This window comes from Nitrosomonas sp. HPC101 (assembly GCF_009833125.1).
Classification (GTDB): domain Bacteria; phylum Pseudomonadota; class Gammaproteobacteria; order Burkholderiales; family Nitrosomonadaceae; genus Nitrosomonas.
On the sequence record NZ_QRCC01000012.1, the window covers coordinates 67,656 to 91,140 of the forward strand.

The 23,485-nt window shown below is 50.7% G+C and carries 25 protein-coding genes; 6 read left to right on the forward strand and 19 right to left on the reverse strand.

Translation table 11 applies throughout. The annotated features are described in order from the left end of the window. Positions 1 to 22: 22 nt before the first annotated feature. From ABO04_RS09525 to ABO04_RS09595, 15 genes are all read right to left on the reverse strand, one after another. Positions 23 to 2,047, reverse strand: coding sequence for a DUF4157 domain-containing protein (locus ABO04_RS09525; protein WP_205012780.1), 2,025 nt, complete (start codon positions 2,045 to 2,047; stop codon positions 23 to 25). Then, positions 2,040 to 2,300, reverse strand: a complete 261-nt coding sequence (locus ABO04_RS09530; protein ID WP_160810440.1) for a hypothetical protein — start codon at positions 2,298 to 2,300, stop codon at positions 2,040 to 2,042. The genes ABO04_RS09525 and ABO04_RS09530 overlap by 8 nt, the downstream gene beginning before the upstream one ends. After that, positions 2,297 to 4,381, reverse strand: a complete 2,085-nt coding sequence (locus tag ABO04_RS09535; protein WP_160810441.1) for an AAA family ATPase — start codon at positions 4,379 to 4,381, stop codon at positions 2,297 to 2,299. The genes ABO04_RS09530 and ABO04_RS09535 overlap by 4 nt, the downstream gene beginning before the upstream one ends. Further along, complete coding sequence (locus ABO04_RS09540) at positions 4,378 to 5,625, reverse strand: DUF4255 domain-containing protein (protein ID WP_160810442.1); 1,248 nt, start codon at positions 5,623 to 5,625, stop codon at positions 4,378 to 4,380. Before ABO04_RS09540 ends, ABO04_RS09535 begins: the two co-directional genes overlap by 4 nt. After that, positions 5,622 to 6,584, reverse strand: coding sequence for a hypothetical protein (locus tag ABO04_RS09545; RefSeq protein WP_160810443.1), 963 nt, complete (start codon positions 6,582 to 6,584; stop codon positions 5,622 to 5,624). Before ABO04_RS09545 ends, ABO04_RS09540 begins: the two co-directional genes overlap by 4 nt. Continuing rightward, a complete protein-coding gene (locus ABO04_RS09550) occupies positions 6,581 to 7,318 on the reverse strand; it encodes a phage baseplate protein (protein ID WP_160810444.1) in 738 nt (245 codons plus the stop codon). The genes ABO04_RS09545 and ABO04_RS09550 overlap by 4 nt, the downstream gene beginning before the upstream one ends. Before the next feature lie 6 nt (positions 7,319 to 7,324). After that, positions 7,325 to 7,852 (reverse strand): phage tail protein, encoded by a 528-nt coding sequence (locus ABO04_RS09555; RefSeq protein WP_160810445.1) that lies wholly within the window; start codon positions 7,850 to 7,852, stop codon positions 7,325 to 7,327. Positions 7,853 to 7,864: 12 nt separating this feature from the next. Then, a complete protein-coding gene (locus ABO04_RS09560; protein ID WP_160810446.1) occupies positions 7,865 to 9,421 on the reverse strand; it encodes a phage tail sheath C-terminal domain-containing protein in 1,557 nt (518 codons plus the stop codon). A gap of 288 nt (positions 9,422 to 9,709) precedes the next feature. Continuing rightward, positions 9,710 to 10,720 carry an AraC family transcriptional regulator gene (locus tag ABO04_RS09565; RefSeq protein WP_160810447.1) on the reverse strand — a complete coding sequence of 337 codons (1,011 nt, stop codon included), beginning with the start codon at positions 10,718 to 10,720 and terminating at the stop codon, positions 9,710 to 9,712. Positions 10,721 to 11,564: 844 nt separating this feature from the next. Next, on the reverse strand, positions 11,565 to 12,251 hold the full coding sequence (gene pgl, locus ABO04_RS09570; protein ID WP_160810448.1) for a 6-phosphogluconolactonase: 687 nt from the start codon (positions 12,249 to 12,251) through the stop codon (positions 11,565 to 11,567). After that, a complete protein-coding gene (locus tag ABO04_RS09575; RefSeq protein ID WP_160810449.1) occupies positions 12,233 to 12,892 on the reverse strand; it encodes an HAD hydrolase-like protein in 660 nt (219 codons plus the stop codon). Before ABO04_RS09575 ends, pgl begins: the two co-directional genes overlap by 19 nt. Beyond that, positions 12,889 to 13,833 (reverse strand): NAD(P)-dependent oxidoreductase, encoded by a 945-nt coding sequence (locus ABO04_RS09580; RefSeq protein WP_160810450.1) that lies wholly within the window; start codon positions 13,831 to 13,833, stop codon positions 12,889 to 12,891. The genes ABO04_RS09575 and ABO04_RS09580 overlap by 4 nt, the downstream gene beginning before the upstream one ends. Beyond that, complete coding sequence (locus ABO04_RS09585) at positions 13,826 to 14,761, reverse strand: phosphoglycerate dehydrogenase (protein ID WP_160810451.1); 936 nt, start codon at positions 14,759 to 14,761, stop codon at positions 13,826 to 13,828. Before ABO04_RS09585 ends, ABO04_RS09580 begins: the two co-directional genes overlap by 8 nt. Beyond that, positions 14,758 to 15,519, reverse strand: coding sequence for an aldolase/citrate lyase family protein (locus tag ABO04_RS09590; RefSeq protein WP_160810452.1), 762 nt, complete (start codon positions 15,517 to 15,519; stop codon positions 14,758 to 14,760). Before ABO04_RS09590 ends, ABO04_RS09585 begins: the two co-directional genes overlap by 4 nt. 17 nt (positions 15,520 to 15,536) lie before the next feature. Continuing rightward, the gene (locus ABO04_RS09595) at positions 15,537 to 16,295 is read right to left on the reverse strand and encodes a 3-deoxy-manno-octulosonate cytidylyltransferase (RefSeq protein ID WP_160810453.1); all 759 of its coding nucleotides are present in this window, start codon (positions 16,293 to 16,295) and stop codon (positions 15,537 to 15,539) included. Between the two features lie 284 nt (positions 16,296 to 16,579). Here ABO04_RS09595 and ABO04_RS09600 point away from each other — a divergent pair, with 284 nt between their 5' ends. From ABO04_RS09600 to ABO04_RS09620, 5 genes are all read left to right on the forward strand, one after another. Next, positions 16,580 to 17,806, forward strand: a complete 1,227-nt coding sequence (locus ABO04_RS09600) for an O-antigen ligase family protein (protein ID WP_240141506.1) — start codon at positions 16,580 to 16,582, stop codon at positions 17,804 to 17,806. Positions 17,807 to 17,851: 45 nt separating this feature from the next. Then, positions 17,852 to 18,544: an O-methyltransferase gene (locus ABO04_RS09605; protein ID WP_160810454.1), complete on the forward strand. Its 693-nt coding sequence runs from the start codon at positions 17,852 to 17,854 to the stop codon at positions 18,542 to 18,544. 52 nt (positions 18,545 to 18,596) lie between these two features. After that, positions 18,597 to 18,854, forward strand: coding sequence for a DUF2024 family protein (locus tag ABO04_RS09610; RefSeq protein ID WP_160810455.1), 258 nt, complete (start codon positions 18,597 to 18,599; stop codon positions 18,852 to 18,854). 63 nt (positions 18,855 to 18,917) lie between these two features. After that, positions 18,918 to 19,421, forward strand: coding sequence for an invasion associated locus B family protein (locus tag ABO04_RS09615; protein WP_345853352.1), 504 nt, complete (start codon positions 18,918 to 18,920; stop codon positions 19,419 to 19,421). A 9-nt stretch (positions 19,422 to 19,430) separates the two neighbouring features. Further along, positions 19,431 to 19,778 (forward strand): arsenate reductase family protein, encoded by a 348-nt coding sequence (locus ABO04_RS09620; RefSeq protein ID WP_160810457.1) that lies wholly within the window; start codon positions 19,431 to 19,433, stop codon positions 19,776 to 19,778. A gap of 81 nt (positions 19,779 to 19,859) precedes the next feature. Here ABO04_RS09620 and rplS read toward each other — a convergent pair whose 3' ends face one another. Genes rplS through rpsP form a run of 4 tightly spaced genes read right to left on the reverse strand, consistent with a single transcriptional unit; the run spans position 19,860 to position 21,875 of the window. After that, complete coding sequence (gene rplS, locus ABO04_RS09625; RefSeq protein WP_160810458.1) at positions 19,860 to 20,243, reverse strand: 50S ribosomal protein L19; 384 nt, start codon at positions 20,241 to 20,243, stop codon at positions 19,860 to 19,862. A gap of 1 nt (position 20,244) precedes the next feature. After that, the gene (trmD, locus tag ABO04_RS09630; protein WP_160810459.1) at positions 20,245 to 21,060 is read right to left on the reverse strand and encodes a tRNA (guanosine(37)-N1)-methyltransferase TrmD; all 816 of its coding nucleotides are present in this window, start codon (positions 21,058 to 21,060) and stop codon (positions 20,245 to 20,247) included. A gap of 10 nt (positions 21,061 to 21,070) precedes the next feature. Continuing rightward, the gene (rimM, locus tag ABO04_RS09635) at positions 21,071 to 21,577 is read right to left on the reverse strand and encodes a ribosome maturation factor RimM (protein WP_160810460.1); all 507 of its coding nucleotides are present in this window, start codon (positions 21,575 to 21,577) and stop codon (positions 21,071 to 21,073) included. 28 nt (positions 21,578 to 21,605) lie between these two features. Beyond that, positions 21,606 to 21,875 carry a 30S ribosomal protein S16 gene (gene rpsP / locus ABO04_RS09640; RefSeq protein WP_160810497.1) on the reverse strand — a complete coding sequence of 90 codons (270 nt, stop codon included), beginning with the start codon at positions 21,873 to 21,875 and terminating at the stop codon, positions 21,606 to 21,608. Between the two features lie 218 nt (positions 21,876 to 22,093). Between rpsP and ABO04_RS09645 the strand changes: the two genes are divergently transcribed. Then, entirely contained in the window at positions 22,094 to 23,371 is a 1,278-nt protein-coding gene (locus ABO04_RS09645) for a (Fe-S)-binding protein (RefSeq protein ID WP_160810461.1), read from the forward strand. The last annotated feature ends 114 nt before the right edge of the window (positions 23,372 to 23,485 follow it).

The following is a 23,485-nucleotide window of genomic DNA, read 5'->3' on the forward strand; positions in this document are numbered from 1 at the left end:
CCACCGATCCTAAGCATTCTGATCAATGCATCTGGCGAATGAGAACCTCCAGTTGGCCATCCTTGCCGATGCGAAACAGAATACGCATTTGATTTAAAGCCCCCGGGTTGCCAGGCAACAGGTCCACTTCCCACCAACCAGCCAAATCACCCGTTAGCTGTTTTGGTCTGTATTTCGCCAACACGTTCATAGCGTTAGGATCGCCCAGCCTTACGTCGTCGAATGCCTCACGTATCTCCTTTGCTCCTTTCAATTCGTCTCTCGTCAGCTGCCGTGGTGACCCAGCTAATCCTGTTCTCAATGGGATTGGTTGATTAAGAGCTTCGTCGGTAATCAGAGGCTTTAGAGGTTCATGCAACACAGTGCTCGAATGTGGAGGATCACCTAGGCTGACTACTCTTCCCTGGCCTTCACCTTTCCTAGAAACCTTTGAGCCAACCTTCAGATTGCCCTTCATCTCGGAGGCCTGGTATTCAACAACTCGACCATCCTTATACTGTACCCAGACGGAGGGTTCAGGCGCGGAACCTTTCGGCTTTGAACCTGTGGGTGGCTCGAACGAAGACTTTCCCGGTTTTCCTTTTGTGGTTTGATGTACGACAGCAGTGACACCCACCTGGGCTAGAGATGCCGCGCACTCGGCCTCCGTGCCGTGTGTGCATGCGTTATAGGCCTCACCAACCATAGCGCCAGTTTGCGTTCCGCCGTAAGCCGCGGCTACCAATGGACCAAAGGCTGCAAATGCAAATGGCTGGATTATCGGTGCAGGCGACCTGAGTTGTTCGCCCCGAGCTACCCAATTACGGTACTGTTGGATCTCGACGTTTCTTTTTTCCTGAGCACGAGCTTTACGCCTTCTGCCCTCGCGTTCTTCTAAATACTTCTCCCTATCTGCAATCACCGCTTCCTTCTCACTCGGGAGGAAGAGGTCCTTACTGCGGCCGGAATACCACACCTCCTCACCGGTTGAGGGTTCGGTAAGGTCTTTTTGATAAGTCCCAAACTGAGCACTCTGGAACCTCTTCTTATATGTCCGCCTTGACTGCTGCTGCGCATCTGCCTTTACGAACTTCTCTTCGCTCGGTAGGAAAAGGTCGTGGGTAACTCCCCACTTCCAGAGATCGTCTGGCGTTTGAACCAACAAACCTTCGTAAGAACGGATGCTAAATGCGTGCTCATCAATCGAATACGTCTCCTTGCTCATTCTGTAAAGCGCCTCCCAAAATCGGTCATAGTACGGCTTTTTTGAAATTTCTCGTTCCCTACTAATCTCTCGCTCTATTCTTTTATTTGCTTCCTTTAAAGGTCTGTAGATCTCCTCATCGGTAATGCACTTTTGCCCACCGCACAAACTGGGATCGTAGGCGGAAAGGTAAAGCGAGGTCGGCTTCGGTCCAATCTCAGCGGAGAGCTCTTCCTCTTCCTCTTCATCGTCATCTGGCTGGCGCTGGATTGACTTTGCGCCCTCGCTCTGTTGCATAACATGCACTAACTCATGCGCAAGGAGTTTCCTGCCCTCGGTAGATGTCGATGAAAACTGTCCGACTGCAAAAACAACATCACGCCCCACCGTGTAAGCATTGGCATTCAACTCCCGTGCCGATTGCTCAGCGGCATCGCCAGAATGCACCCGCACTTGTGAAAAATCATGGCCGAAGCGCTGCTCCATGTCCTGCCGCAGCGCCGGTTCCAGCGGCCTGCCGGGGCTGGCAAGGGCGTTATCTACGCTGGCGGGCGCCGAATCCATCTGCCCATTCGATGGTCCTGAGAAGCGTTGGATGCGGGGTGGTGCGCCGCTAATGGCGGGATGTGCCGGGGTTGCCATCACCTGATTGGCAATCCGGTCCGCTTCCTGTTCGTAGATATCGCCCGGCTCGTTAACCGTGAGTTTGGTTTGCAGATCCAATCGCTTCTTTTTACTGCACTCGGCGCATTCGCCGCCCGCCATCGTGTGGTTGCCGCAGGCGCATTTGCGCTGGAGCAGGCCTTGCGCGGGCTGCAAAAAACCCGAAGTTTTGGCTTGCTGGGCAACGGCTGCTTTATTCATGGCCGATGCCTCCATAAATCGATTGCGCGATTTGCCGGCCGAGTTGCGCCGGCTTGCCAACCTCATTTATTTGAATGCTGCGTCCGGATAGACGCGGCAGGTTCGTACCTTGGGCAAGATCGGGAGAAAGTGTGCCCTCTGCAAGCATCCGTGTCAGTTCGGCTGCTACGCTGGTTTGCAACAAATGACGCTGATCGGGTGCAACATTCACATCATCCAAAATCAGCCGTTCGATATGCAGATTGATGTTCATTTGCCCTCCGCCTGATCCAGCCAGCGAAAGTCCGATTCCTTTGCTGGGCGCTCCAGTTTTTTAAATTCGGTGCGCGCCGCGTTCAGGATCAATGGCATGGAAACCTTTCCATCAGAGTGTTGAGCCGCCAGAAATGCCGCGTTCAACGCCACGTTCTGGATGCTGCCGCCGGTCAGGTTGAGTGAGGCGAGCCGTTGATAATCCAAAGCCGGATCGACCGGTGTTTCTGGTGGAAACACTTTTTGCCAGATTTGCTTGCGTTCCTCGATGCCGGGAATGGGAAAATCGACGATGAAGCGCAAGCGACGAACAAAGGCTTTGTCCAGCGCGCTTTTCATGTTGGTCGCCAGTATCGCCAGACCCCGATAGGACTCCATGCGTTGCAGCAGATAATTAATCTCGATATTGGCATAACGGTCGTGACTGTCCTTGACTTCGCTGCGCTTGCCGAACAGGGCATCGGCTTCATCGAAGAACAGGATGGCGCCGCTGTCTTCGGCGGCATCGAACAGCTTGCGCAGGTTCTTTTCGGTTTCGCCGATGTATTTATTGATGACCGCCGACAGGTCGATGCGGAACAGATCGAGCTGCAGTTCATTGGCGATCACTTCCGCGGCCATGGTCTTGCCGGTGCCACTTTCGCCGGCGAACAAGGCGTTGATGCCCAGTCCCCGGTTCATTTTGTCGCGAAAGCCCCAGGCGTCGTAAACGCGGTTGCGTTGGGCCGCCTGATCGGTGATCTGCCGCAGCAGAGTTTTTTGCTCCGGCGGCAGCACCAGTTGCTCCCAGTCGGCCTTGGCGACTATCCTGGCCGCGAGTTGATCCATGCCGGCCCGCGCCGCGATACGGCAGGCCTGCCATAGGTCGCTGTTGAGAGCCTCCGGCTGCTGCGAACCAGCACTCAGCGCTGTTTTTGCCAAGCCTTTGATTTCGTTTTGATTGAAAGAAAATTGCTCGGCGAGACGTTGCGGCTGATCCTTCACTTGATCCTGGGCAATGTCCTTTAACGCTTCAACCCAAAGTTGTTGCTGCTCTTGCGGCGTCGGTTTATTGATCTCAACCGATAGCCGGTTTCTAAGCGACTCGGCCTTGGTATCCAGCACATCGAGAAATACCACGCCGCTGCTGCGTTCCAGAAAACGTCTCAACAGCGTTTTTTCATTGTCTCCGGCGCCATCGACACTGATATACAGCGCCAACGGCATCAGCATCGATTCCCTCTGCCAAAGCCGGGTGAAAGTCTCAAAATCACCGATTTGACCCGGCAAGGTCTTGATATCCATGGAATGCAGATTGAGCTTTAAGGCGGTTGCCACTATTCCGGCGATCATCTGTTTGCTGGCGCTATCGTGTCCCAGTAACGCTATGAAAGGCAGTCTTTCCTTGCCGTTGGCGGCTTTCAAGCCGCCAACAATATGATCGACGGCCTGTTGCTGCGAGGGAGGAAGCGTATCATTGCCTTGCTGACGCATCACAGGATCGATCAGCGGCGCCAGGCGATCGTCCAGATAGTTGAGCCCCTTGAGATAATTGAGGATGCGTTCGTCGATGCTCAAGGCGGATGCGGTTAACGCCTGGGCATTGGGCTGGTTGATTTCCAGTAAACGCCAGTAACGTAAGGGCGCATTGGGGGCCAGTGCATTCCAGTCGGGCTCGTCGAATAATGCAAAAGCCAAAGCAAAGGTCGGGTAAGGCTTGTTTGGGTTACCTTGCGCTTTTGCACAAAGGCTTGCGATGCGCGTATCCAGTTCCATGGCCGCGCACAGCGCCAGAGCATGACGATCAAAGGTCGATAGGCCCAAAGCCTTTGCCAACAGACTCAATGCCGGCGGCGGCTCGCTGTTTTCCAGCTTGACCATGTCCTGGCGAGCCGTTTCGATCACCTCGCTATTCAGCTTTGCCGGCGGCGGTGGGGTTTTCCTGGCTGTTTTAAACCAGCCGCCGCTTTCCTTGCTGGTTTCGTCAGTCTCTGTTCCCTGTTCGGCTTGTTGTATGAGTCGCTGCAAGCGCAGCCTGATCCATGCCACGTCGGCGGCCAGGTGCTTATCGTTGTTTTCCATCCAGTCGGCCTGATCGCTCATGTGATGGTCACCTTCTGGTTATCGGCGAATTGCGGTGTGTCGCCTGAAAAATCCACCGGGATGCTGTCGGCGCCGTCTACCCGCAAACGCAGCACATACGGCGTGGCCCTGGCTTCCGCATTCTCCACCGTAAACGTCAGTGTGGTTAATGCCGTCGGGTCGGCCGGGGTGACAATCGCATCGGCCTTGATGGTTCGATCGCCAAATAATAACAAAACCCGTTGGGCCAGCTGAATCTGCGGCAGGCATTCAATCGTCAAAACGACATTGCCTGCCGGCGCGTTTGTGGGATCAGCCGATTTAATTTTCGGGCACAGGGGCATGGCCAGGGTGTTGCTTGTCCAGGCTGGAGTATCCGGGCGCTGCATCAATAAAGACACCGAATAAAATCCAACCGGCCATTTCGATCCCACATCGGCATCCTCGGCCTGGGTCGGCAGCTTGACAGCCATTTCGGTGTCGGTTCGCCCCGGTTCCGGTAACAGATCGATCGGCCTTGGTTTCGAAGGATCCGTCGGCTCAACCAGCAAGGGGTGTTGAAAGCGGATGACAAGGTTATCGCCACCCAGACGTTCGCCAAGCAGGGTAATCGTATCGCCCAATTCGGCGCCCGGTTTCTGATTGGGAAAACGCAATCCGGTCAGGGAAGGTGACGGAGCCGCCGTCACATTGGCGCCCCGGTCCTCGGCTCCGCGTTTCAATACCGGTAGAGCCGCGCTATTGACCCGTGTGCTCTCGATCAGGACCACGGAGACCTGGTAGCCGGTGGAGAGCCGATATTCCGCCGAATGAAAACTACTCCACAACTTGAACATTTGATCCAGTTCCATGGCGTCAGGCGTAATACGTAATCGCTCGATTTGATTTTGTAGGCCGGAATCCGGGGTGATCCCTTCGATATCGATCCTGCCCAGCAAGGGGTGATCGTGAAGTATCCGCATGGCCCGGCCCATGATTTGCTGACCTGAAATATCATCATCATTCGCGCCGTAAGCCGTAATCATATAGTTCAGTATCAGGGACAAAGGCGGATGCGCATTCTCCCCGCTTCTTGCCTGTCCTGGCATCGGAAAATTACTGAATGCCGCGTTATACTGCGTGCTGTACAGAAAAATATTGAGCTGCTCGCCATTTTCTCCGACGCGGGCCATGCTCGGAGGCTTTGTACTTACCGTCGTCGCCGCTCCGGAAAGCAAATGGTGCAAGGTCGCGGTTACGGTTGCCAGCGCGTCCGGGCTGCTCATTTCCCCCCCTTGCTTTCACGTCGCTTTAAGTATTCCTCCAGGCTCATTACCCCCGTGGGTTTTTTCTGACCCGCGTCCGGTTTTGCAGGCGATGGATTAACTGCACGGACTTCGACGCGGCCAATCGTGACATTGATGACGGGTTCGGTTTGAGATTGAGCATTGATCTCCCGCCAGCGGTTGCTGAGCTCAGCCTGCATGCCCGACAACCATGCCGGCGTTTGAAGATATCCACTTTGGTTAGGGTTTGAATCAGTTTCTGGCTGATTCTGAGCAATAACGGATTTTCTGATTTGCTCGCCATCCCTTTCGCCTTTTGCCTCCGGCTGAGCCGGCAATATTTTCAGTGGATCGGCTTCAATTTTGATCGTGTTTATGGGCGATAATTGCGTGTGATCTTTGTGTCCGTGTTGGTCTTCTTTGCCAGTATTCGTTTGCTTTAGTAATCGTCTTAGGGTTTCCTCAATACGATGGGGTAAACCGCTTTCGTTTGATACAACGTTGCTAGCTGCTCGACCCGTTGCTTGGGATGTTACTGTCTGTTCGTGGCCGATTGCGTCATTCAAAGTTGCTGAAGTTTCAGATGCTCTGCCTATTCGTGCCATCAGACCTTGAATCTGTGCATGGATTGAATCCATGCGATTCTCGTTGTTCGAATCGAACTTCGTGTCTGCGACGCGCTTTTCGGGTTGAGGACGATTCTGGAACCTGTCCGGCAAAGGCGCTACCTGTGAAATCTCTGGCGAAGCGTTCTCTGCATTCGGAAGCTTTGAGTACGCTTGGATACTCTTCTCTGTATCCAGGTTTTTACCAACACTGACTTCCGCACTGCCGGTAAAGGCAGTGTCCGGGTCTGCCGCTGATAGAGGTCCCGGCTCGAACATCGATCTCATCCGAGGTTGCACCGTGTCAACCGTGCCCTGGTGGCGATGAATCATGTTAAGCAAAAAACCGGTCATGGTCCCACCATCCCCAGATAGAGCTGCCGGCGCACGGGGCTGAGATTCAGTATTTCCTGCTCAGTCCAGCCGTAAGCGCGGGCCAGCTTGTGTACCGTTTGCAGCATGCGCTCCGCCCACTCGTTGATTTCCACCCAGAGGAAACTGGCAATATCAAAAAACATGTCCCAATTATGTGAACAATCAGGGCAAGTCAGATTGATGCGGACTTCGGCTTGCAGGTCCAGCTCTTCAATCCGCTGGTTCAATGCCTGGACAACAGACTCAGGCAATTGATCGATATTACAGAATGCACCCGCATGTTCTGCCGACAGGATGCAGCGCCCCAGCAAATACTGCAGAGCTGATTCTGCGTTGCCGCAGCCTTCAGCTTCGGCCAGATCGATACTGTTGGGCAAGCGAAAGCACAGCCGATAATCATCCGACTCCAGACTAAACTGATGCGCTATTTGACTGTCGGACATATTGACTACAAGATCGGAAATATTCTGTTCCCATTCAATACGCATCGCGCATTGCGGACATACCGCGTTGTTTACCAGACGCGAGCCGAATAGTCGTTCACGCAACAACAACAAACAGGCATCACGTGTGCCGATACTCAGATTTGCAATATTATCGGGGCTTAATTCAGGAAATGCCGCAGCCAAAAGCATGAGCGTTCTTTGCAGCAGCGGCCGGTTCAGTCCCTGCTCCCAGACGTTCAGCACATCGATGGCATTCAGGTTTCGCATCGCGGCTTAGCCTTCAGGCTCGGTAAACTGTGGTTCGCTTGGCTCGGCGACCTCGTAATCGCGCTCCCAGCCTTCGTTTTCGAGCTTGAGGGTCTGTATCGCGACGGCATTGGCGTTGGCATCCAGGTCCGGCAATGCCTGAAATTCCGAAACCCAGCAACGATACACTTTATACGCAATAGCCAATTGTCCCGCCTCGTTATAAAGCTCGATAATGATGTCCTTGCGAAAATCCTTCAGTGAAACTTCCGCTCCTAGCCCCGAACCGAAATTCCAGACTTTGTTCGCCCATTTTTCAAACGCGGTATCGTGCGTGACGCCGCGCTCCAGGGTGATCGCCTCATATTTGGTGCGCCCCGGGGATTTGCGCGAGGTGCTGGGATCGCCGCCTTCGCGGTGTTCGACCAATTCCGTACTGCGTTTGAGCGCGCCTATTTTGCTGACGCCGGCGACAAAGCGGCCGTCCCATTTGATGCGAAACTTGAAGTTCTTATAAGGATCGAATCGTTGTGCATTAACGCTAAACTGTGCCATGACTGGGTCTCCTTAAACTTCAATTTGTCCAGCCATCTGCTGGATCTTGATGATGACGAATTCGGCGGGTTTCAAAGGCGCAAAACCGACCACGATGTTGACGATGCCTAAGTTGATGTCATTTTGCGTCGTTGTTTCCTTATCGCATTTGACGAAATAGGCAGCGCGAGGGGTTTGCCCTTGAAATGCTCCTTGTCGAAACAGGTTTTGCATGAAGGCACCGATGTTAAGTCGAATCTGCGCCCAGAGGGGTTCATCATTTGGTTCGAATACAACCCATTGGGTACCGCGGTAGAGGCTTTCCTCGATAAACAGCGCGGTGCGGCGGACAGGGATGTATTTCCATTCGTCGGCGAGTTGGTCGGCGCCTCGCATGGTGCGCGATCCCCAAACGACTTTCCCGATTACCGGGAAGGAACGCAGGCAATTTACGCCAAGGGGATTCAGTTGACCGCTTTCACCATCAGTCAGTTTGACGGAAAGCTCCACCACGCCAGTCAGAGTAGCTTCGATACCCGCCGGTGCTTTCCAGACTCCGCGGGCCGTGTCGGTGCGGGCAAAGATTCCGGCTATGACGCCACAGGGTACAAACGTTTCCAGGCGGTTTTCCTTCAATGGATCGGGCATTTTTACGCGCGGGAAAAACAGCGCGACATTCTTATCGCGTAGATTTAGGCTGTCCACGCCGGATGCCCCCGTAACATCGGAAGCCTCATCCCAACCGGAAGGGGAGTCGAGAATGAACATGGCTCGACGTGTTTGGCAATATTTCGCCGCCGCTGTCCTCGTTTGAGGACCGATGTCTGTTTCCCGTGTGAACGGCGGAATGCAGAGAATGTTGAATAAATCAGCCTTTTCCAGCAGCCACAGCCCCTGCTTGGCCGTCTCCAGACTGGGAGCTGATATTTGAGCATCGCCTATTGATTGACCGTCGTCACCGTCAGTATTGGCGCCGGTAGAATTGCTATCGGCGAAAGGATCGTCACCAGGGTTGATATCCGCATTGTTTGTGGGTCGTGTAGCGGGAACGGCGCCAGAAACGCGCACCAGATTAGACTCCTGCTCCAGAATGGTTTTAACGTAACGCCTGTGGTTCGGATCTACCGAAATGTTGAGAAAAGTCTCTACGGCCCCGGTCGAAAAGTCTTTGACAGAGAGATTGAATAGGGTGCCATCTGCTTCGCTTGGCTCCAAGGGCCGAGTCTTATGATCCACGCGCACCCGCAGGAATTTTCCCCATACGCCTGGATTTGCCGCATTCAAATTCAAACCTCCCGGTAAAGTCACCGTCGCGGCAACGGCACTGTTGTGTACGCGAACAATGACTGCATCTGTTCCACCGTTAAGGAAAAACTGGTAGACGGCATAGCCAAGTAGACTGTCTACCCAAAGTCCGCCGAACCTGCGCTCAAACTCTGGAAAACTTTGTACCCGTATTGGGTTATCAACCGGACCGCGCCGTGTGCGCCCGACAAACGCGGTGATTGACGTCGCGATACCGGTTATAGTACGAACCCCACTGGGAATTTCTTCGATATAAACACCTGGATAACTCACTGCAACTGGCATTTGCAACCTCCTTTTTTCCTTTTGGCTGGCGATCACTTAGATATCTCACCACACCTGATACTCTTGCGATAAAAAGTATCGCTGTCATTTTGGGTTGACATATTCTTGATTGGATCAACGGATCGATCTACTACTGAGCGCTACATAAAGTAATACTGAGCGCTACATCAATTACTAGGATTACTCGCTTTGAGATAAGAGGTTTTCCGTGTGCTTGTTTATCGATTGGCAGGAAGCTGAACTATCCGGTGCAGTAGGAAAGAAAAGGTGACTCAGGAAGAAACGCTGTTACGACTGATCTGCAGATTGTCGGAATAGATTTCGCGCTTCTGAAGGTGTCAAACCGAATCGTTGTTTGAATGCGCGATTGAACCAGGAAAGGTTATTGAAACCCAGCTCAAAAGCTAACGTGCTGATACAGTGATCGATGCACAGGGGATTGCACAAATGCCGATAAGCTTGCTCAAGCCGTAATCCAGTCACGTAATCGGCAAAGGTAGTATCTTCGCTGTGGAACAAGGTACGAATATACTGGGGCGATATACCCTGATGCAGGGCGACTTGGTTGATGGATAATTCACTATCGGCAATATGTTCCATGATGTCATGCTTGACTGCCCGGAGCCGTGCTGCGCGCAGGCCGCATCTGCCCGTCATATGTGCTTCTTTACGTTTCGTGCCAAACAGCAGCGTGACCAGATCGTGTATCTGCGTGGAAACCAGTGAAGCGAGATCAAGAGATAAGCTGCCTCCCAGCTGCATCAGCATTTTTGTATAGCCGACCAGCAAACGTAATTCGGGCACAGCAGTGCTGGCGACTTTCTGTGTCAGGCAGGGTGCCGGGCAGTTAACTCCAGATGTGATCAGCAGAACGGGTACATCGATGATTGCAATCGATACTGCGTCAGCAATATGTGCATGATGGATCAAATCATTTGATCCCAGTATGGCGTCTCCAGGCTGACAACAGACAGGATCGCCGTCATCCAGGTTGATGATTACTATTCCATTGAGCGGTACCAGCAATACCGGATTATCGCCGTTTTCAGTGGCGGGGCAGGCGGCCTGGGTGGATGAAGGGGTTGTTGTTACGACATAGACTCTCAGATTAGGCAACAGCTGTTCGGTCAGCTCTGCAAAAGAAGGTCGATCCGGATGGAATTGACCAGCTATGCTGGCAATTTCAGCAGAACTATCCTGACAGGCCGATACATGTTCATTTTCAGGAAAATCATGGGAGGAATATTTCAGCTGGCTCATATCAAAATCCTGCCATTTGGATACTGATTCGTTAGTCATGGTCTTCTCCTGAGGTTTGCCGTTATGTCATGATTTCTTCCTCAACAACCTGCTTTCTTATTTCGTCAGCTTCCCCTTTGTATTGTGAATCATCGAAATAAACATAATCTATATAGCATGAAATTAATGTTGTCTGACAAGAATTTATGTGACAAAAAGCACAATGTTTACAGCTTTGTGCGAGCTTGATTGACCAGAGATCTGGTTTAAGGAAATGCTCGATAATCGAGATATTTTTGTAATCCATAAGCTATGGATTACAACGCCTTGCGTCTACGTACACTATTCACGATCTTATTCCATTTCCACATAAAAAGACTTGATTAGCTGTCCAAGCTTTGTTCATTTACAAGGAAAAGAACTTACGATTGTGCAAACAGTAGCGTGTTTGGGTGGAAGTTGCCAACGTGATGCCGTGGAAAAATTCAATCCCAAGGCAGACGAAGACAAACAGTACTCCCACGAGGTGGCTCAGGCGTATGGTATGCCAGAGGCTGCGTTAATGTAATTGAAGCGTTGTCAGACAATGATCAAACTATTGCGTGGCTTTTGTCGATCAATTTCCCGCACTTACTATTTCACCACGAAAAATAAGACACACCGTACCGAGAATGCATAACCATGCCCAGAGATAGTCGAGTTTGAGTGATTCCTTCATGTAGAAAAGGGAACGAATATCGACAAGATGATAACCTCCTGCGGATTTTGAGCTGCCCGAGAGACAGAATATTGAACTTAGAAACCGCAGTTGATCGTTTATCAGACGAATGTCATAAATACGTTGCTGATGGACAGCAATCCGATGGTAAGGCCAATCTCATGTATGGTGAAATCCTCTGTGCGGCTAATCTGTCTCGAACAGTTCTACCGCTTTGAATTGCGTGAGCCGGACAAACGGTATATTTGAATCGGGTGATGCAATGAGCCGGTCGACCAGTTGTCTTTTTTCCTGGCCTGTAATCACCAGAATGATGCGATCGCTGTGGATGAGTGCACGCAGGCTCAGGCTGATACGCAAGGAGGGTGCTGCCGGAGGGGCGGCAGTCTGACACAGGCTGGCGCTATCGGGATCAAGAGTCATGCCGGGAAACAGCGAGGCGATATGGCCATCTGCTCCCAGTCCGAGGATGATCAGGTTGAATGGCAGTGGCAGCTCTGCCAGGCGTGCATCGATGTTGGCGATTGCCTGGTCGGGATGAGCGTGTTCGGTCTTGAGAGCGATGAAATGGGGTGATTGCTGCATATGTTGCAGGAAATGCTGACGTACCAGTCGTTCGTTGGATTGCTCGCTGGTCGGCTCAACCCAGCGTTCGTCACTCAGCGTGATGAAAACCTGTTGCCAGGGGAGATCCATCTGCGCCAATCGGGGAAGATAGAAGGTGGGGGTGTGTCCGCCGGGAACAACTAGGCTGGCTTTGCCGTGCTGTTCGATTGCAGAACGGAGTGTAGCAGCAGCTGACTGCGCCAGTGCCTCGGATAGCGAAGATAGATCGTTGAAAGCGTGACGTTTGATCAAAGAGTCAGTGGGCATAGGTCTGGAACAATTTCGACAGATTCAGGAAACGGATTGTCATCGCCGGGACGGACACGGCCAAGAAATGCGATTCCGTTCTGATGGGCACTTTCATAGTCCACCAGCGCATCACCAATCATTAGCACGCGCTCAGGTGCAAGCGGATGGGTTGACAGAATCTCTGCGATCAGCACCTCCTTGAGTCGGGGAGAGCCGTGTACTCCGGTAAAATAGTGTGACAGGCTACGTCGCTCAACAATCGCGCGCAATTCATTTTCCGGGGTGCCGGAAGCGACGAACAGCGGAATCTGATCCGCCATTCTGTGCAGCAGCGCTTCCGCGCCTGCGACCGACTGGCAGGCAATAACTGCGTTCATGACCAGTTCGGAGAATCGCTGATCCAATTCCTGTTCCTCTTCTTGGGTGAGCGGAGGATAATTCAGCAGGTTTTGCTGAAAATAGTGAAATTTCAGATAGCGTGACATGCCGCCATTGGCACGATGATAAGCCACGGCTGCTTCTGCAATCGTTTCACCATGGTGGCGGTACAGATCGGCAAAGGCTTGTGCTTTGATATCGCCGGATTCCACGATAACGCCATCAAAATCAAAAATGATGGCTTGCCAGTAGTCAGCAGGGCGGGTTGTGATGATATTCATGCCTGATTATCCGCCGGGGAAAAGGAAGAGTCATCTTCTTCGTGGCCATGATTGATCTGCTGGTGAATTTCCTGAATGCAATCAAGCAACCCCTGCCCCAGATCGACGTGTTCGTTGAGTACCAGCTTGCGGCCGACGCGAGGCTGAAATGCATACGGTGTAATCTGGTAATGGTGCCCCGGTTTAGCCTGATCAAAATGCAGCGCGACATCCCAGGGTAACATTTCCGAAATCATGGTCATGACATCGCGAATACGCAGCTTTTCCTGACCGGTCAGGATCAGGTGGCGGTTGGCAAATTCCGGGGCGAGCACCTGTATGCTCATGCGGGCAGCGTCCTCGACATGGATATATTCCCGGATCGATTCTCCGCTGCCGTGGTAAGTGATGGCATGTTGCTGTATGGCTTCGTGCAACATGCGGTAGATGCCGTTGCGTTTATCCGAGCGCCGGCCATAGAGCGATCCATAACGCAAAATGGTGTATTCCAGTCCGTAGCGTTCGTGATAGGTTTCAGTGAAGCGTTCGGCCGCCTGTTTGCTGGCACGATAGAAGGAGCCGGATTCAGAATAAACATAAATGCTGCTGGCAAAGATGAAGCGGCGCACGCCTGCCAGCCGGGATGCCTCCAGCGCATGCATGTTGCCGAGTACATTGATGTTGGCTGTGGCCAGAGGCTTGTCATGCGCTTCGTCGATATCGGCAATAGCCGCAAAATTGTAGACGGCTGCAGCGCCTTGAACGACATTGGATACCTGATTGATATCCATCAGATCGCCGATGATCATTTCCTGATCGGATCGTTGGAACGGGGAGGGGTGACGGTCGAACAGACGCACCTGATAGCCCGCATTGGACAAGGCATCCGCCACATGGCTGCCCAGAAAGCCGCCTGCACCCAATACAACAGCCGTTTGTCCAGGTTGTATCGTTTCACTCATTGAACAGACCTGCTTTGATCAATCCTTGTTTCAGATTTTCTGCGGCTTCGATTTCCATACGCTGTCGGGTTTCTCGCGCCAGTGAACCAATGTGGGAAGTCAGTATCGCCTGTTTGCATTCGCGCAAGGGACCCTGGTAGGGTTCCTGCTCGAAGCTATCCAGCGCAGCTGCCTCAATATGCCCCGAATTGAGCGCCGTACACAAGGCAGCTTCGTCAACCAGCCCGCCACGGGCGGCATTGATGAGAATTGCCCCTGGTTTCATGCGGGCAATGGCTTTGGCATCAATCAAATGGTGAACATCCGGAGAGTAGGGTAAATGGAGTGTCACAATGTCGGCCTGTTCGAGCAAAGTGGTCAGTGCAACGAGTTTAATGTCATCGGGTACCTGCTGTAAATGAGGGTCATGCGCGATGATCTGTGCGCTGAATGCCTGACATAATCTCGCAACTCGTCGGCCGATATGCCCCAGCCCGACGATGCCGATCGTGCGTGCGGCCAGCAGCCTTCCCTGTGAACGGGGCCATTCGCCTTCACGCACGGAGCGATCAATGCGATTGATCTGGCGCAGGCAATCGAGCATCAGCCCCAGTGTCAGTTCCGCAACGGCTTGTGCCGGGGCTTCAGGGGTGTTGGAAACCTGAATGTTCTGCCGCCGGGCGGCTTCCAGATCGACATTGTCCAGCCCGGTGCCGCAGCGTGCGATCACGCGCAAAGCACTGGCGCTTGTCAGTACATGTTCTGTCAAGGGTTCAACGCCTGCCAGCAGGGCAACGGTATCCGTGCCGAGTAAATCTGTTATTTCGTCTTCGGTAAGTTTACGCTGGTAAGGGTTGCCGGTGATGATGAAGCCGTGCGTGCGCAGCTGCTGAATGACCGGGTTGTGATCGAAGCCAAACGAGGAAGTGGAAACGACAATCTTGCTCATAGAGATGTTCTGATTATGTTCAGATGGGTGCGGCAGAGGGAATCGAGCATGCGGATATCCAGACTGTATCCCAGGAAGGTGAAGCCCTGTCCGATACGTTGTTGCAGCATAGCCGGATCAGGTTCAACGACATGAATGCCGCCTGCCTTGTGGTGGCGGAGTCCGGCTTGCAGTACCTGTTGTATAGCAGTTTGCACATCAGGATGCTCCAGTTCACCTGGCCGCCCCATCGATCCCGATAAATCATAGGGACCGATGATATAGGCATCAATCCCGGGCGTGGACAGAATGGCGTCGATATTTTCAATGGCCTGGATATGTTCGATCATTACAATGACGACAGCATTGTCGCGCAGCCATTGCCGGTATGCCTGAAAGCTGGAGCCATAGCCCTGGGCGCGTGCCAATCCCACACCACGGGTGCCCTCAGGCGGGTAATAAACGGCACTGACGGCGGCACGGGCGTCCTCTGCAGATTTGATCATCGGTACCATGATTCCAGTCGCACCGGCATCCATGACACGTTTGATCTGGTCAGGATGATTGGAGGTCAGCCGCACGATGGCCGGACAGTGTTGACCATCCAGTATCTGAATGAGTGCTTGTACTTCGCTGAGTTCAAGCACGCTGTGTTCGGTATCGAGTACCAGCCAGTCGAAACCGGCTTTGGCCATGATTTCAGCAATCGAGGAATGGCCCAGGGTGATCCATGAGCCGATGGTCAGTTCGTGGTGGGCGAGTCGGGTTTTCAGTGACATGCGCATTCCAGTCGTATTCAGGATTTTCGGTATTCAGCCAGCAGCGAATCAGTGGCCATCAACGCTGCGACACGTATCAGATCAGCTTCGGTATCGACCGCTTGTGTGTCATGGCTGGTTTCCACCATTCTGACATGGCGGCCATGTTCCAGCAGGCGCAGCATGTCGATCGATTCCAGTTTTTCCAGCGGAGTAGGTGGCAGTTGGCTGTATTCAATCAGGCAGGTACGTGTAAACGGGATGATGCACACCTGCTTGTAAGCAGCAGTTGCGCCAAAGCCGCCGGGAGCCAGTGTCGGGATCGGCTGACGGGTCATGTACAGTGCATTTCCCTGCTGATCCATAACGACTTTGATGGTATTGGGGTTGCGGAAATCGGCTTCATTATCAATGCGACGTGTCAGATTGACGCATTCCAGTTCCGGGTCAGTGTGGAAAGGTGTGACAGCAGCATCGATCATGGAAGGAAGCACCATCGGTTCATCTCCCTGCACCATGACAATCAGATCGGCGTCGGTATGTGCAGCAGCTTCTGCGATGCGGTCACTGGCCCGCTCGTGGTTGTCCGAAGTCATAATGACCGGAGCGCCGAAGGTGGTTGCAGCCTGCCGGATGGCTTCATCGCAAGTGGCAATATACGCTGCATCGAGGGATTTACTCATGGCAACACGCTGGTAAACATGCTCCAACATGGTGCATCCCAACAGCTGCGCAAGGGGTTTGCCGGGAAAGCGCGATGAGCCCATGCGTGCCGGAATGATGGCGATTGTTTTCATGATTATGTAAAGAAATGGCTAGCTAAATAAATGTGCAGTGCGTGATGAAGTAAATAAAACATTTTTACTTGTGAGACGGTGTGTTGCAGCTGATTTGCCAGATTTGTAGGTGTTGGCACTGTGTATAATGCCATTTTTGCAGATATCTTAGCCTCTGCTTGCCAGTTTTTTATAATAACACAGGTTTATTTATTCGCTCTTGCCCACATCGTCTGGCTGAAATTTATTAAGTCACCATGCATGTTCTTTGTTGAAGTAATCTGTTTTGTTTGTAAAGGCTTATTTTGAGTAACTGGATTGTACTGAATGGGCGTGAATTATTGATACGGTTTGCGCTGATGTTTTTTTGTCTCGCACTCTGGCCAAAAGGGGGTATTTACTGGGGAATGGGTGTGCTGGCGCTTGCCTGGTTGCTAGATGGAGGGATGTCCAGATCCGATCTGATTAAGGAGCCTTTGATTTTGGGTATCCTGTTATTTTGCGGTGTGTGGCTGCTGGGTCTGTTATGGAGCGATTTTGCAGCAGATCTCGAAGGAAAATGGATAAAGTACTTTGTCTTTTTTGTATTTATCCCTTTGTTTTCCCTTTTAAACAGGGAGCGTTTACCTTGGGTGGCAGGCGCGCTCCTTTGTGGTTATCTGGCAATGGTGATATTGGGCGGTTATCAATGGGTGGCAGAGGAAGAGCAGGGAATTTCTCTATTTGACATGTCCTATTTATCCTATTCTGCGGTGCTGGGGATTGGCGTTATTTTGGCAGTTTATGGAGGGTGGATTGCTTTATCCAGAGCAAACTGGCCTCTGTCAATTCTGTTGTGGCTGGCTGCGTTGCTATTATTGTTTTTTCAATTCCATGAGAATGCAAGAGGTATATTGCTTTCAACAGTAGCGGTACTGTTGTTGATGTTCTGCCTGCGCTATCGGGCAAAGAGCGGGATACTGGCAGTTTGTTTGGCTTCAATTGTTGCTGTGATTATATTATTCGCCACGAGCAGTGATGTTTTTCATGAAAGGCTGGAAGCGATTGGCTCGGATCTCCGGTTATTTCAGCAAGGAGATTATCAAACCAGTGTGGGTTATCGGCTGGCGACTTGGGATATTGGCTTGCATGGTCTTGCTGAAGCTCCTGTATTGGGGCATGGCTCTGGTATGGGGAAGCACTATCTCGCGAATGGTTTTAAATCTTATAAGGATGGAATATACAGAGATTTGCCTGAGTTTCATGAGGCAAAACATTTCCATAACGAGTTGGTTGAGATTGGCGTACATTTAGGACTGTTGGGTATTTCTGCTTTTGCATTTTTGTTATGGTGCTGGTTCAAAACGTTTAAACAGCAGCAGATGACCTTGTTGGGTATTGCCATAGTGTGTTTCATTTTTTTGTCCGGATTGACTGATGCTATTTTGCTGTACAGCAGAATTTCACCCTTCTTGCTGGCAGTGACGGCTGTGATCGTTTGCTGGCAAAGATATAAAGGAGGGCTTGATCTGGTTGATCGGAAAAGCTCGTAAGTCCAAGAGAGTATTCAGAATTTGTAAACGTTTGGAATTGTTTGAATGTCAACCCTGCAGCCACCTGTTGTCAATGGTCCAAATGGATTAATCCCCGTTGATCCAGTCATCGAGCAGTATATGCGCACACTGGCGGGGCAGTTTGATCATTCAATTCTCGACGAAATGGAGGCATTTGCTCAGGAGAAAGATTTTCCGATTGTTGGCAGACTGGTTGGCATCTCGCTGGAAATTTACGCAAAAATGATTGGGGCGCGCAAGGTTTTCGAGTTTGGAAGCGGGTACGGCTACTCTGCCTACTGGTTTGGCAGGGCAGTCGGGCCGGAGGGGCAGGTGATCTGTACGGACAGTAATCCACTCAATCAGAAAAAGGCGGAGCAGTATCTTGCAGCCACTGGACTGTGGGAGCGAGTGAAGTTCTGTACTGGTTATGCTCAGGATATATTTGTGCAGACTGATGGAGTATTCGATATCTGCTACAACGATGCAGATAAAAGCGGGTATCCGGATATCTGGTTGATGGCCAGGGAGCGAATTCGTCCTGGCGGCCTGTATATTGCTGACAATGTACTGTGGCATGGACGGGTCGCTATGAATGATGGCCCTGTAGAGGTCAAACCGGGCGGGACTGAGGCAATCAGGGAACATAATCAGCTGATTTGTAACGATCCTGAATTTGATGCCTTTATCAATCCAACGCGTGATGGCGTTATCGTGGCGCGCAGAAAAATGGCATAATACAGCCTCGAGTTATTTGTCTTTCTGTTATTGATTAATCAGGAGAACTTTTATGCAAATCCATGTGTACGATACCTATGTCAAATCCAAGCGTGGACACACTATGCACTTCGATGTGTTTACTGATGTAAGAGACGATAAAAAAGCGATAGAATTTGCCAGGGAATGGCTCACTTCGATCGGAGAAGAGGGTGCAACAGTGACCAGTGAAGAGTGTCGTTTCTGTCATAGTCAGAAGGCGCCTGATGAGGTGATTGAGGCGATCAAGCAGGATGGGTATTACATTTACAAAATGGAAGGATGTGATTAGCAGATTATCAGTGAGTCGAGATCTTGCGATAATTATGGAGTATATGCGATGAGGCGGATATTCGTGAAATTACTGATACTGTCAGCTGTTTTTTTTATGACGAGTATTGCAGCACATGCAGCCGAGCCAAAATCAATTGGAGAATTCAGTGATTGGGTTGCCTATGTGTACATGGAGGAAAATAACAAGGTTTGTTACATGATCGGCAAGCCTAATAAAGAGGAAGGTAACTATACCAAGCGAGGAAGTGTTTATGCGCTTATCACTCACCGTCCCGCTGAAAAAAGTAAAAACGTGTTCAGTTTCGTTGCGGGTTACCCATATAAGGCCAACAGTGAGGTGACAGTCAGTATCGGCAGTCAGCGTTTTAAATTGTTTACGCAGAATGAAACTGCCTGGGCACCTGATTCGGCTACGGATAACAGGCTGGTATCAGCGATACGCGGAGGTAACCAGATGGTGGTAAGTGGGGCTTCCGCCCAGGGAACGGCAACAACGGATACCTTTAGCTTAAAAGGATCAAGTGCAGCCTATGCCGCTATTTCCAAGGAATGCGGGATCAAATAAGGTAGATGCATGGGCGATAAAATAACTATTTATCAGAAACCTACTTGCAGCAAATGTCGGGAGGCACTGGCTATCCTCAAGGAAAGCGGTAATGAGTTTGAAAGTATTAACTATTACGAAACCCGGTTGACTGCCGATATGTTGCGTGAGATTGTTCGTAAACTGGGTATTCCGACGAGAAGTTTGTTGCGTTCGGATGAGCTGCTTGCCAAAGGTTTGGAGTCAGCAGATGATGAGGCGTTATTGCAACTGATGGCGGAAAATCCTGATTTAATTCAGCGCCCGATTGTCATTCGTGGGGATCGTGCAATAGTGGGAAGGCCACCAGAGCGAATAAAAACGCTACTGAAGGGTTGAAAGTTTATCCGATCAAGCCAATCAAAAAAGCAGAAGCTGCGAAGTGCAGACAATTAGGATTGCCTGCACTTAAAAGCCATATTATTCCGCTGCGCTCTTCTGAACTCTGCGTGCAGGTAGTTTTTCCCGGATTCTTGCAGCTTTGCCGGTTCTGTCTCTGAGGTAATAGAGTTTGGCCCGGCGTACCGCGCCGCGTCGTTTGACTTCCATGCTTGCGATGAGGGGAGAATAAGTCTGGAATGTACGTTCTACCGCTTCTCCACTGGATATTTTTCTCACAATAAACGAGGAATTGAGCCCGCGGTTACGTTTGGCGATGACAACCCCTTCAAAAGCCTGGATACGCTTGCGATCACCTTCTACTACATTTACGTTGACCACGACTGTATCACCCGGCGAAAAATCAGGAATTGTTTTCCCCAGTCTTGCTATTTCCTCTTGTTCCAGTTGTTCGATCAAGTTCATTTCATTGCTCCTGTTCTTTTATCGTATCTGTCTTTGCCTGGTCGGTAATTGCCAAGCATTGTGATTGCTTAAATTCTTCCAGTAATTCCTTCTCCTTGTCGGGGAGGCCTTCCGGATACTTTTCTGCGAGCAAATCAGGCCTTTTTAACCAGGTCCTGCCTATCGACTGTTGCAGACGCCAGCGCTCTATTTTTTCATGATTGCCGGATAATAGTACCTCGGGTACTGGTTTTCCCTTATAGATATCAGGGCGGGTATAATGTGGATATTCCAGCAAGTGATTGACGTGGGAATCCTGACTGGCTGACTGTGTGTCCCCCAATGCGCCGGGCAGCTGCCTGATTACCGCATCGATTAACGCCATAGCTGCCAGCTCTCCGCCAGAAATCACGTAGTCTCCAATCGAGATTTCTTCGTCTACCCGGTTTTCTATTAACCGTTCATCGATTCCTTCGTAGCGCCCGCAAAGCAATACAACTCCGTGCAATTTGGATATCCGCAGAACTTTCTCATGATTCAGTCGCCCGCCTTGTGGAGAAAGATAGATAACTCTGGTCCTATTGATTCCATTTCTGGTCTGCTGAATTTTTGCATCTGTAATAGCCCGATCCAGTGGCTCAGCCATCATGACCATACCGGGACCTCCACCGTAAGGCGCATCATCTACCGTGCGGTAGCGGTTTGCGGCATAGTCGCGAGGATTCCAAGTGCGCAGATAATATAAGTTGTTTTCTCTGGCTCTGCCTGTTATTCCATGCTGTGTGACAGCATCAAACATTTTGGGTAACAGCGTAACGACGTCAAATTCAAACGGCATGGTACAAAGCTCAATAATCCAGTTCCCAATCCACCGTGATTTGTCGTGACTTCAAGTCTACCTGCTTGATAACCTGATCTACGAAAGGAATCAACTCTTCCTTATCATTAGGGAGCTGAACGCGCACAACATCATTTGCTCCTGTTTCAAATAATCCAGCTACAGTCCCGATAACCTCCCCTTGCATGTTAACAACGCTGGTTCCAATTAAATCTGACCAATAATAACCATCTTCTCCGTCTTCTGATAATTGAGGCAGCTGGTTGCGTGGCACGGCAATCAACAATCCCTTCAATTCAGAAGCCCTCGTCCGATCATTATATTCTTCCAAGGTAATAACCAGCTGATTATTATGGATGGAGAAAGCAGTCGGATGTACGATCTGCCAGCTTTTTTCATCATTGCCAAGCCACCAGGAGGTGTATTCCATCAATCCATCGATGTACTCGGTGAAAGGAGCAACTTTGATCTGACCCCGAATGCCGTGTGAACCGATAACCTTGCCCAGTACAACCATTGGCTCCTTGTTTACGAGAACCCCGGTTTTATTCCGGTGACTGAGTGGCTTTTTGTTGCCTGTCAAGCTGTTTGACGAGCCTGGAGACGGTATCGGATAGTTGTGCTCCTTTGGATTGCCAGTGATTCAGACGATCCATCTGAATACGTAAACTTTCCTCGCCGCCCGTAGCCCGAGGGTTATAGAATCCTACCCGTTCTATAAACTTTCCGTCCCGATGGCGGCGGGAATCGGCCACTACCATATTGTAAAAAGGACGTTTTTTGACGCCACTTCGTGCCAGTCTGACTACTACCATGTTGCCCCTTGTGTAAAGTGGTTGTTTGCTAACTAAAACCCGCAATTCTATGGCAGCTTTCATATACTTAGCAAGTGGTAAATTGAATTGTGCCTTTGGAAAAAGGCCATGCCTGAAGCCTGGATCGATATAATCAATAGTTTCAATGATAGCTCCCCAAGTCATTGCGCTGCTCATAATACAATAACTTGATATTGAGGAAATAGTTGCCGAAGACCATGAAAAAATCAGATCAGAATTATTCCTTGACTGAAGAGTTGCTTGCCGAGGCTAATCGCTGTGTGGCGTGTGGGTTATGCCTACCACATTGCCCTACCTATCATCTGACATATTCCGAAGCAGATTCTCCGCGAGGGCGTATTGCATTGATGAGCGGAGTTGCCAGTAAACGTATTCCACTGAACGGGAAATTTATTCAGCATATGGATCGTTGTCTTACTTGTCGCGCTTGTGAAAATGTGTGTCCAAGTCATGTCGCTTATGGTCGGCTGATTGATGATGCGCGTGTCATGATTTATGAGGATTTATCCCTGCCTCGGAAAGAAAATCAGGGCAGAAAGAGCTGGTTGAGAAATTTTCTGGAGCGGGAATTGATTGCCAGGCCTGCTCGGCTTGATATGTTGCGGCCAATATTGCGCCTATTGGCCAAGAGCGGTTTGTTGTCGTTGTGCTTGCAGTTGAATATGCTGAAGAAAAATGTGCTGGCGCAGTCCTCTCTGTTTCTGACGACGCGCAGTTTGCCAGGGCAAATATGGCGGAGCTCATATTCAGCCAGAGGTTCTTTGCGTGGTGAGGTGGCATTGTTTCTGGGCTGCGTTGCGAGGCTGATTGATACCGAAACACTGCTTTCAACTATATCCGTATTGAACCGACTGGGCTATACAGTACATGTGCCGAAAACACAAACATGCTGTGGAGCGCTTCATCAGCACAGTGGTCAATTTGATGTAGCGGCGTCATTGGCACAACAAAATATCCGTGCTTTTGAGGGGTTGAATATTCAAGCGATTATTCATACTGCTTCTGGTTGTGGTGTTCAGCTGACGGAGTATTCGTTGCGAATGGATGCCGGGTTTCCTGTGCCGGTAATGGATATCAGTCAGTTTCTCAATGCGCAGGAATGGAATGAAATCAATTTTATACCCTTGTCGCGAAAGATAGTTGTACATGAGCCTTGTACGTTGCGTAACACGCTGCATGCTTCAAGACATCTGTATTCTTTATTGCAACATATTCCGGGAATTGAAGTGGTGGAACTTCCCGGGAATGATCGCTGCTGTGGTGCGGCAGGTACCTATTTTCTTGATCAGCCCGAATTTGCAGGATCTTTGCTGGATGAAAAATTACAGGCTTTCGAGCAAACCGGCGCTAATTGCTTGGTGACAGCGAATATTGGTTGCGCTTTGCATATAGCCAACGGGCTGGCAAAAAAAGGAAGAAATATAGAGGTTTTGCATCCGGTAACATTGCTTGCACGGCAAATATGTATAAAATGAAAACGATTGTTCCAGGCACAAGAGACGGGTAAAAATCTGTTCGGAATTTTGATTAATGGCCAGCACAAGGCGGAATTGAACGAGAAAGCGGAGCATGCTCGAAGTATGTGAGCA

Excerpts from the sequence above, each read along its gene's own strand:
- ABO04_RS09525 (WP_205012780.1), bottom strand. The coding sequence starts at position 2,047 with ATGAATAAAGCAGCCGTTGCCCAGCAAGCCAAAACTTCGGGTTTTTTG.
- ABO04_RS09530 (WP_160810440.1), bottom strand. The coding sequence starts at position 2,300 with ATGAACATCAATCTGCATATCGAACGGCTGATTTTGGATGATGTGAAT.
- ABO04_RS09535 (WP_160810441.1), bottom strand. The coding sequence starts at position 4,381 with ATGAGCGATCAGGCCGACTGGATGGAAAACAACGATAAGCACCTGGCC.
- ABO04_RS09540 (WP_160810442.1), bottom strand. The coding sequence starts at position 5,625 with ATGAGCAGCCCGGACGCGCTGGCAACCGTAACCGCGACCTTGCACCAT.
- ABO04_RS09545 (WP_160810443.1), bottom strand. The coding sequence starts at position 6,584 with ATGACCGGTTTTTTGCTTAACATGATTCATCGCCACCAGGGCACGGTT.
- ABO04_RS09550 (WP_160810444.1), bottom strand. The coding sequence starts at position 7,318 with ATGCGAAACCTGAATGCCATCGATGTGCTGAACGTCTGGGAGCAGGGA.
- ABO04_RS09555 (WP_160810445.1), bottom strand. The coding sequence starts at position 7,852 with ATGGCACAGTTTAGCGTTAATGCACAACGATTCGATCCTTATAAGAAC.
- ABO04_RS09560 (WP_160810446.1), bottom strand. The coding sequence starts at position 9,421 with ATGCCAGTTGCAGTGAGTTATCCAGGTGTTTATATCGAAGAAATTCCC.
- ABO04_RS09565 (WP_160810447.1), bottom strand. The coding sequence starts at position 10,720 with ATGACTAACGAATCAGTATCCAAATGGCAGGATTTTGATATGAGCCAG.
- pgl (WP_160810448.1), bottom strand. The coding sequence starts at position 12,251 with ATGCCCACTGACTCTTTGATCAAACGTCACGCTTTCAACGATCTATCT.
- ABO04_RS09575 (WP_160810449.1), bottom strand. The coding sequence starts at position 12,892 with ATGAATATCATCACAACCCGCCCTGCTGACTACTGGCAAGCCATCATT.
- ABO04_RS09580 (WP_160810450.1), bottom strand. The coding sequence starts at position 13,833 with ATGAGTGAAACGATACAACCTGGACAAACGGCTGTTGTATTGGGTGCA.
- ABO04_RS09585 (WP_160810451.1), bottom strand. The coding sequence starts at position 14,761 with ATGAGCAAGATTGTCGTTTCCACTTCCTCGTTTGGCTTCGATCACAAC.
- ABO04_RS09590 (WP_160810452.1), bottom strand. The coding sequence starts at position 15,519 with ATGTCACTGAAAACCCGACTCGCCCACCACGAACTGACCATCGGCTCA.
- ABO04_RS09595 (WP_160810453.1), bottom strand. The coding sequence starts at position 16,295 with ATGAAAACAATCGCCATCATTCCGGCACGCATGGGCTCATCGCGCTTT.
- ABO04_RS09605 (WP_160810454.1), top strand. The coding sequence starts at position 17,852 with ATGTCAACCCTGCAGCCACCTGTTGTCAATGGTCCAAATGGATTAATC.
- ABO04_RS09610 (WP_160810455.1), top strand. The coding sequence starts at position 18,597 with ATGCAAATCCATGTGTACGATACCTATGTCAAATCCAAGCGTGGACAC.
- ABO04_RS09620 (WP_160810457.1), top strand. The coding sequence starts at position 19,431 with ATGGGCGATAAAATAACTATTTATCAGAAACCTACTTGCAGCAAATGT.
- rplS (WP_160810458.1), bottom strand. The coding sequence starts at position 20,243 with ATGAACTTGATCGAACAACTGGAACAAGAGGAAATAGCAAGACTGGGG.
- trmD (WP_160810459.1), bottom strand. The coding sequence starts at position 21,060 with ATGCCGTTTGAATTTGACGTCGTTACGCTGTTACCCAAAATGTTTGAT.
- rimM (WP_160810460.1), bottom strand. The coding sequence starts at position 21,577 with ATGGTTGTACTGGGCAAGGTTATCGGTTCACACGGCATTCGGGGTCAG.
- rpsP (WP_160810497.1), bottom strand. The coding sequence starts at position 21,875 with ATGGTAGTAGTCAGACTGGCACGAAGTGGCGTCAAAAAACGTCCTTTT.
- ABO04_RS09645 (WP_160810461.1), top strand. The coding sequence starts at position 22,094 with ATGAAAAAATCAGATCAGAATTATTCCTTGACTGAAGAGTTGCTTGCC.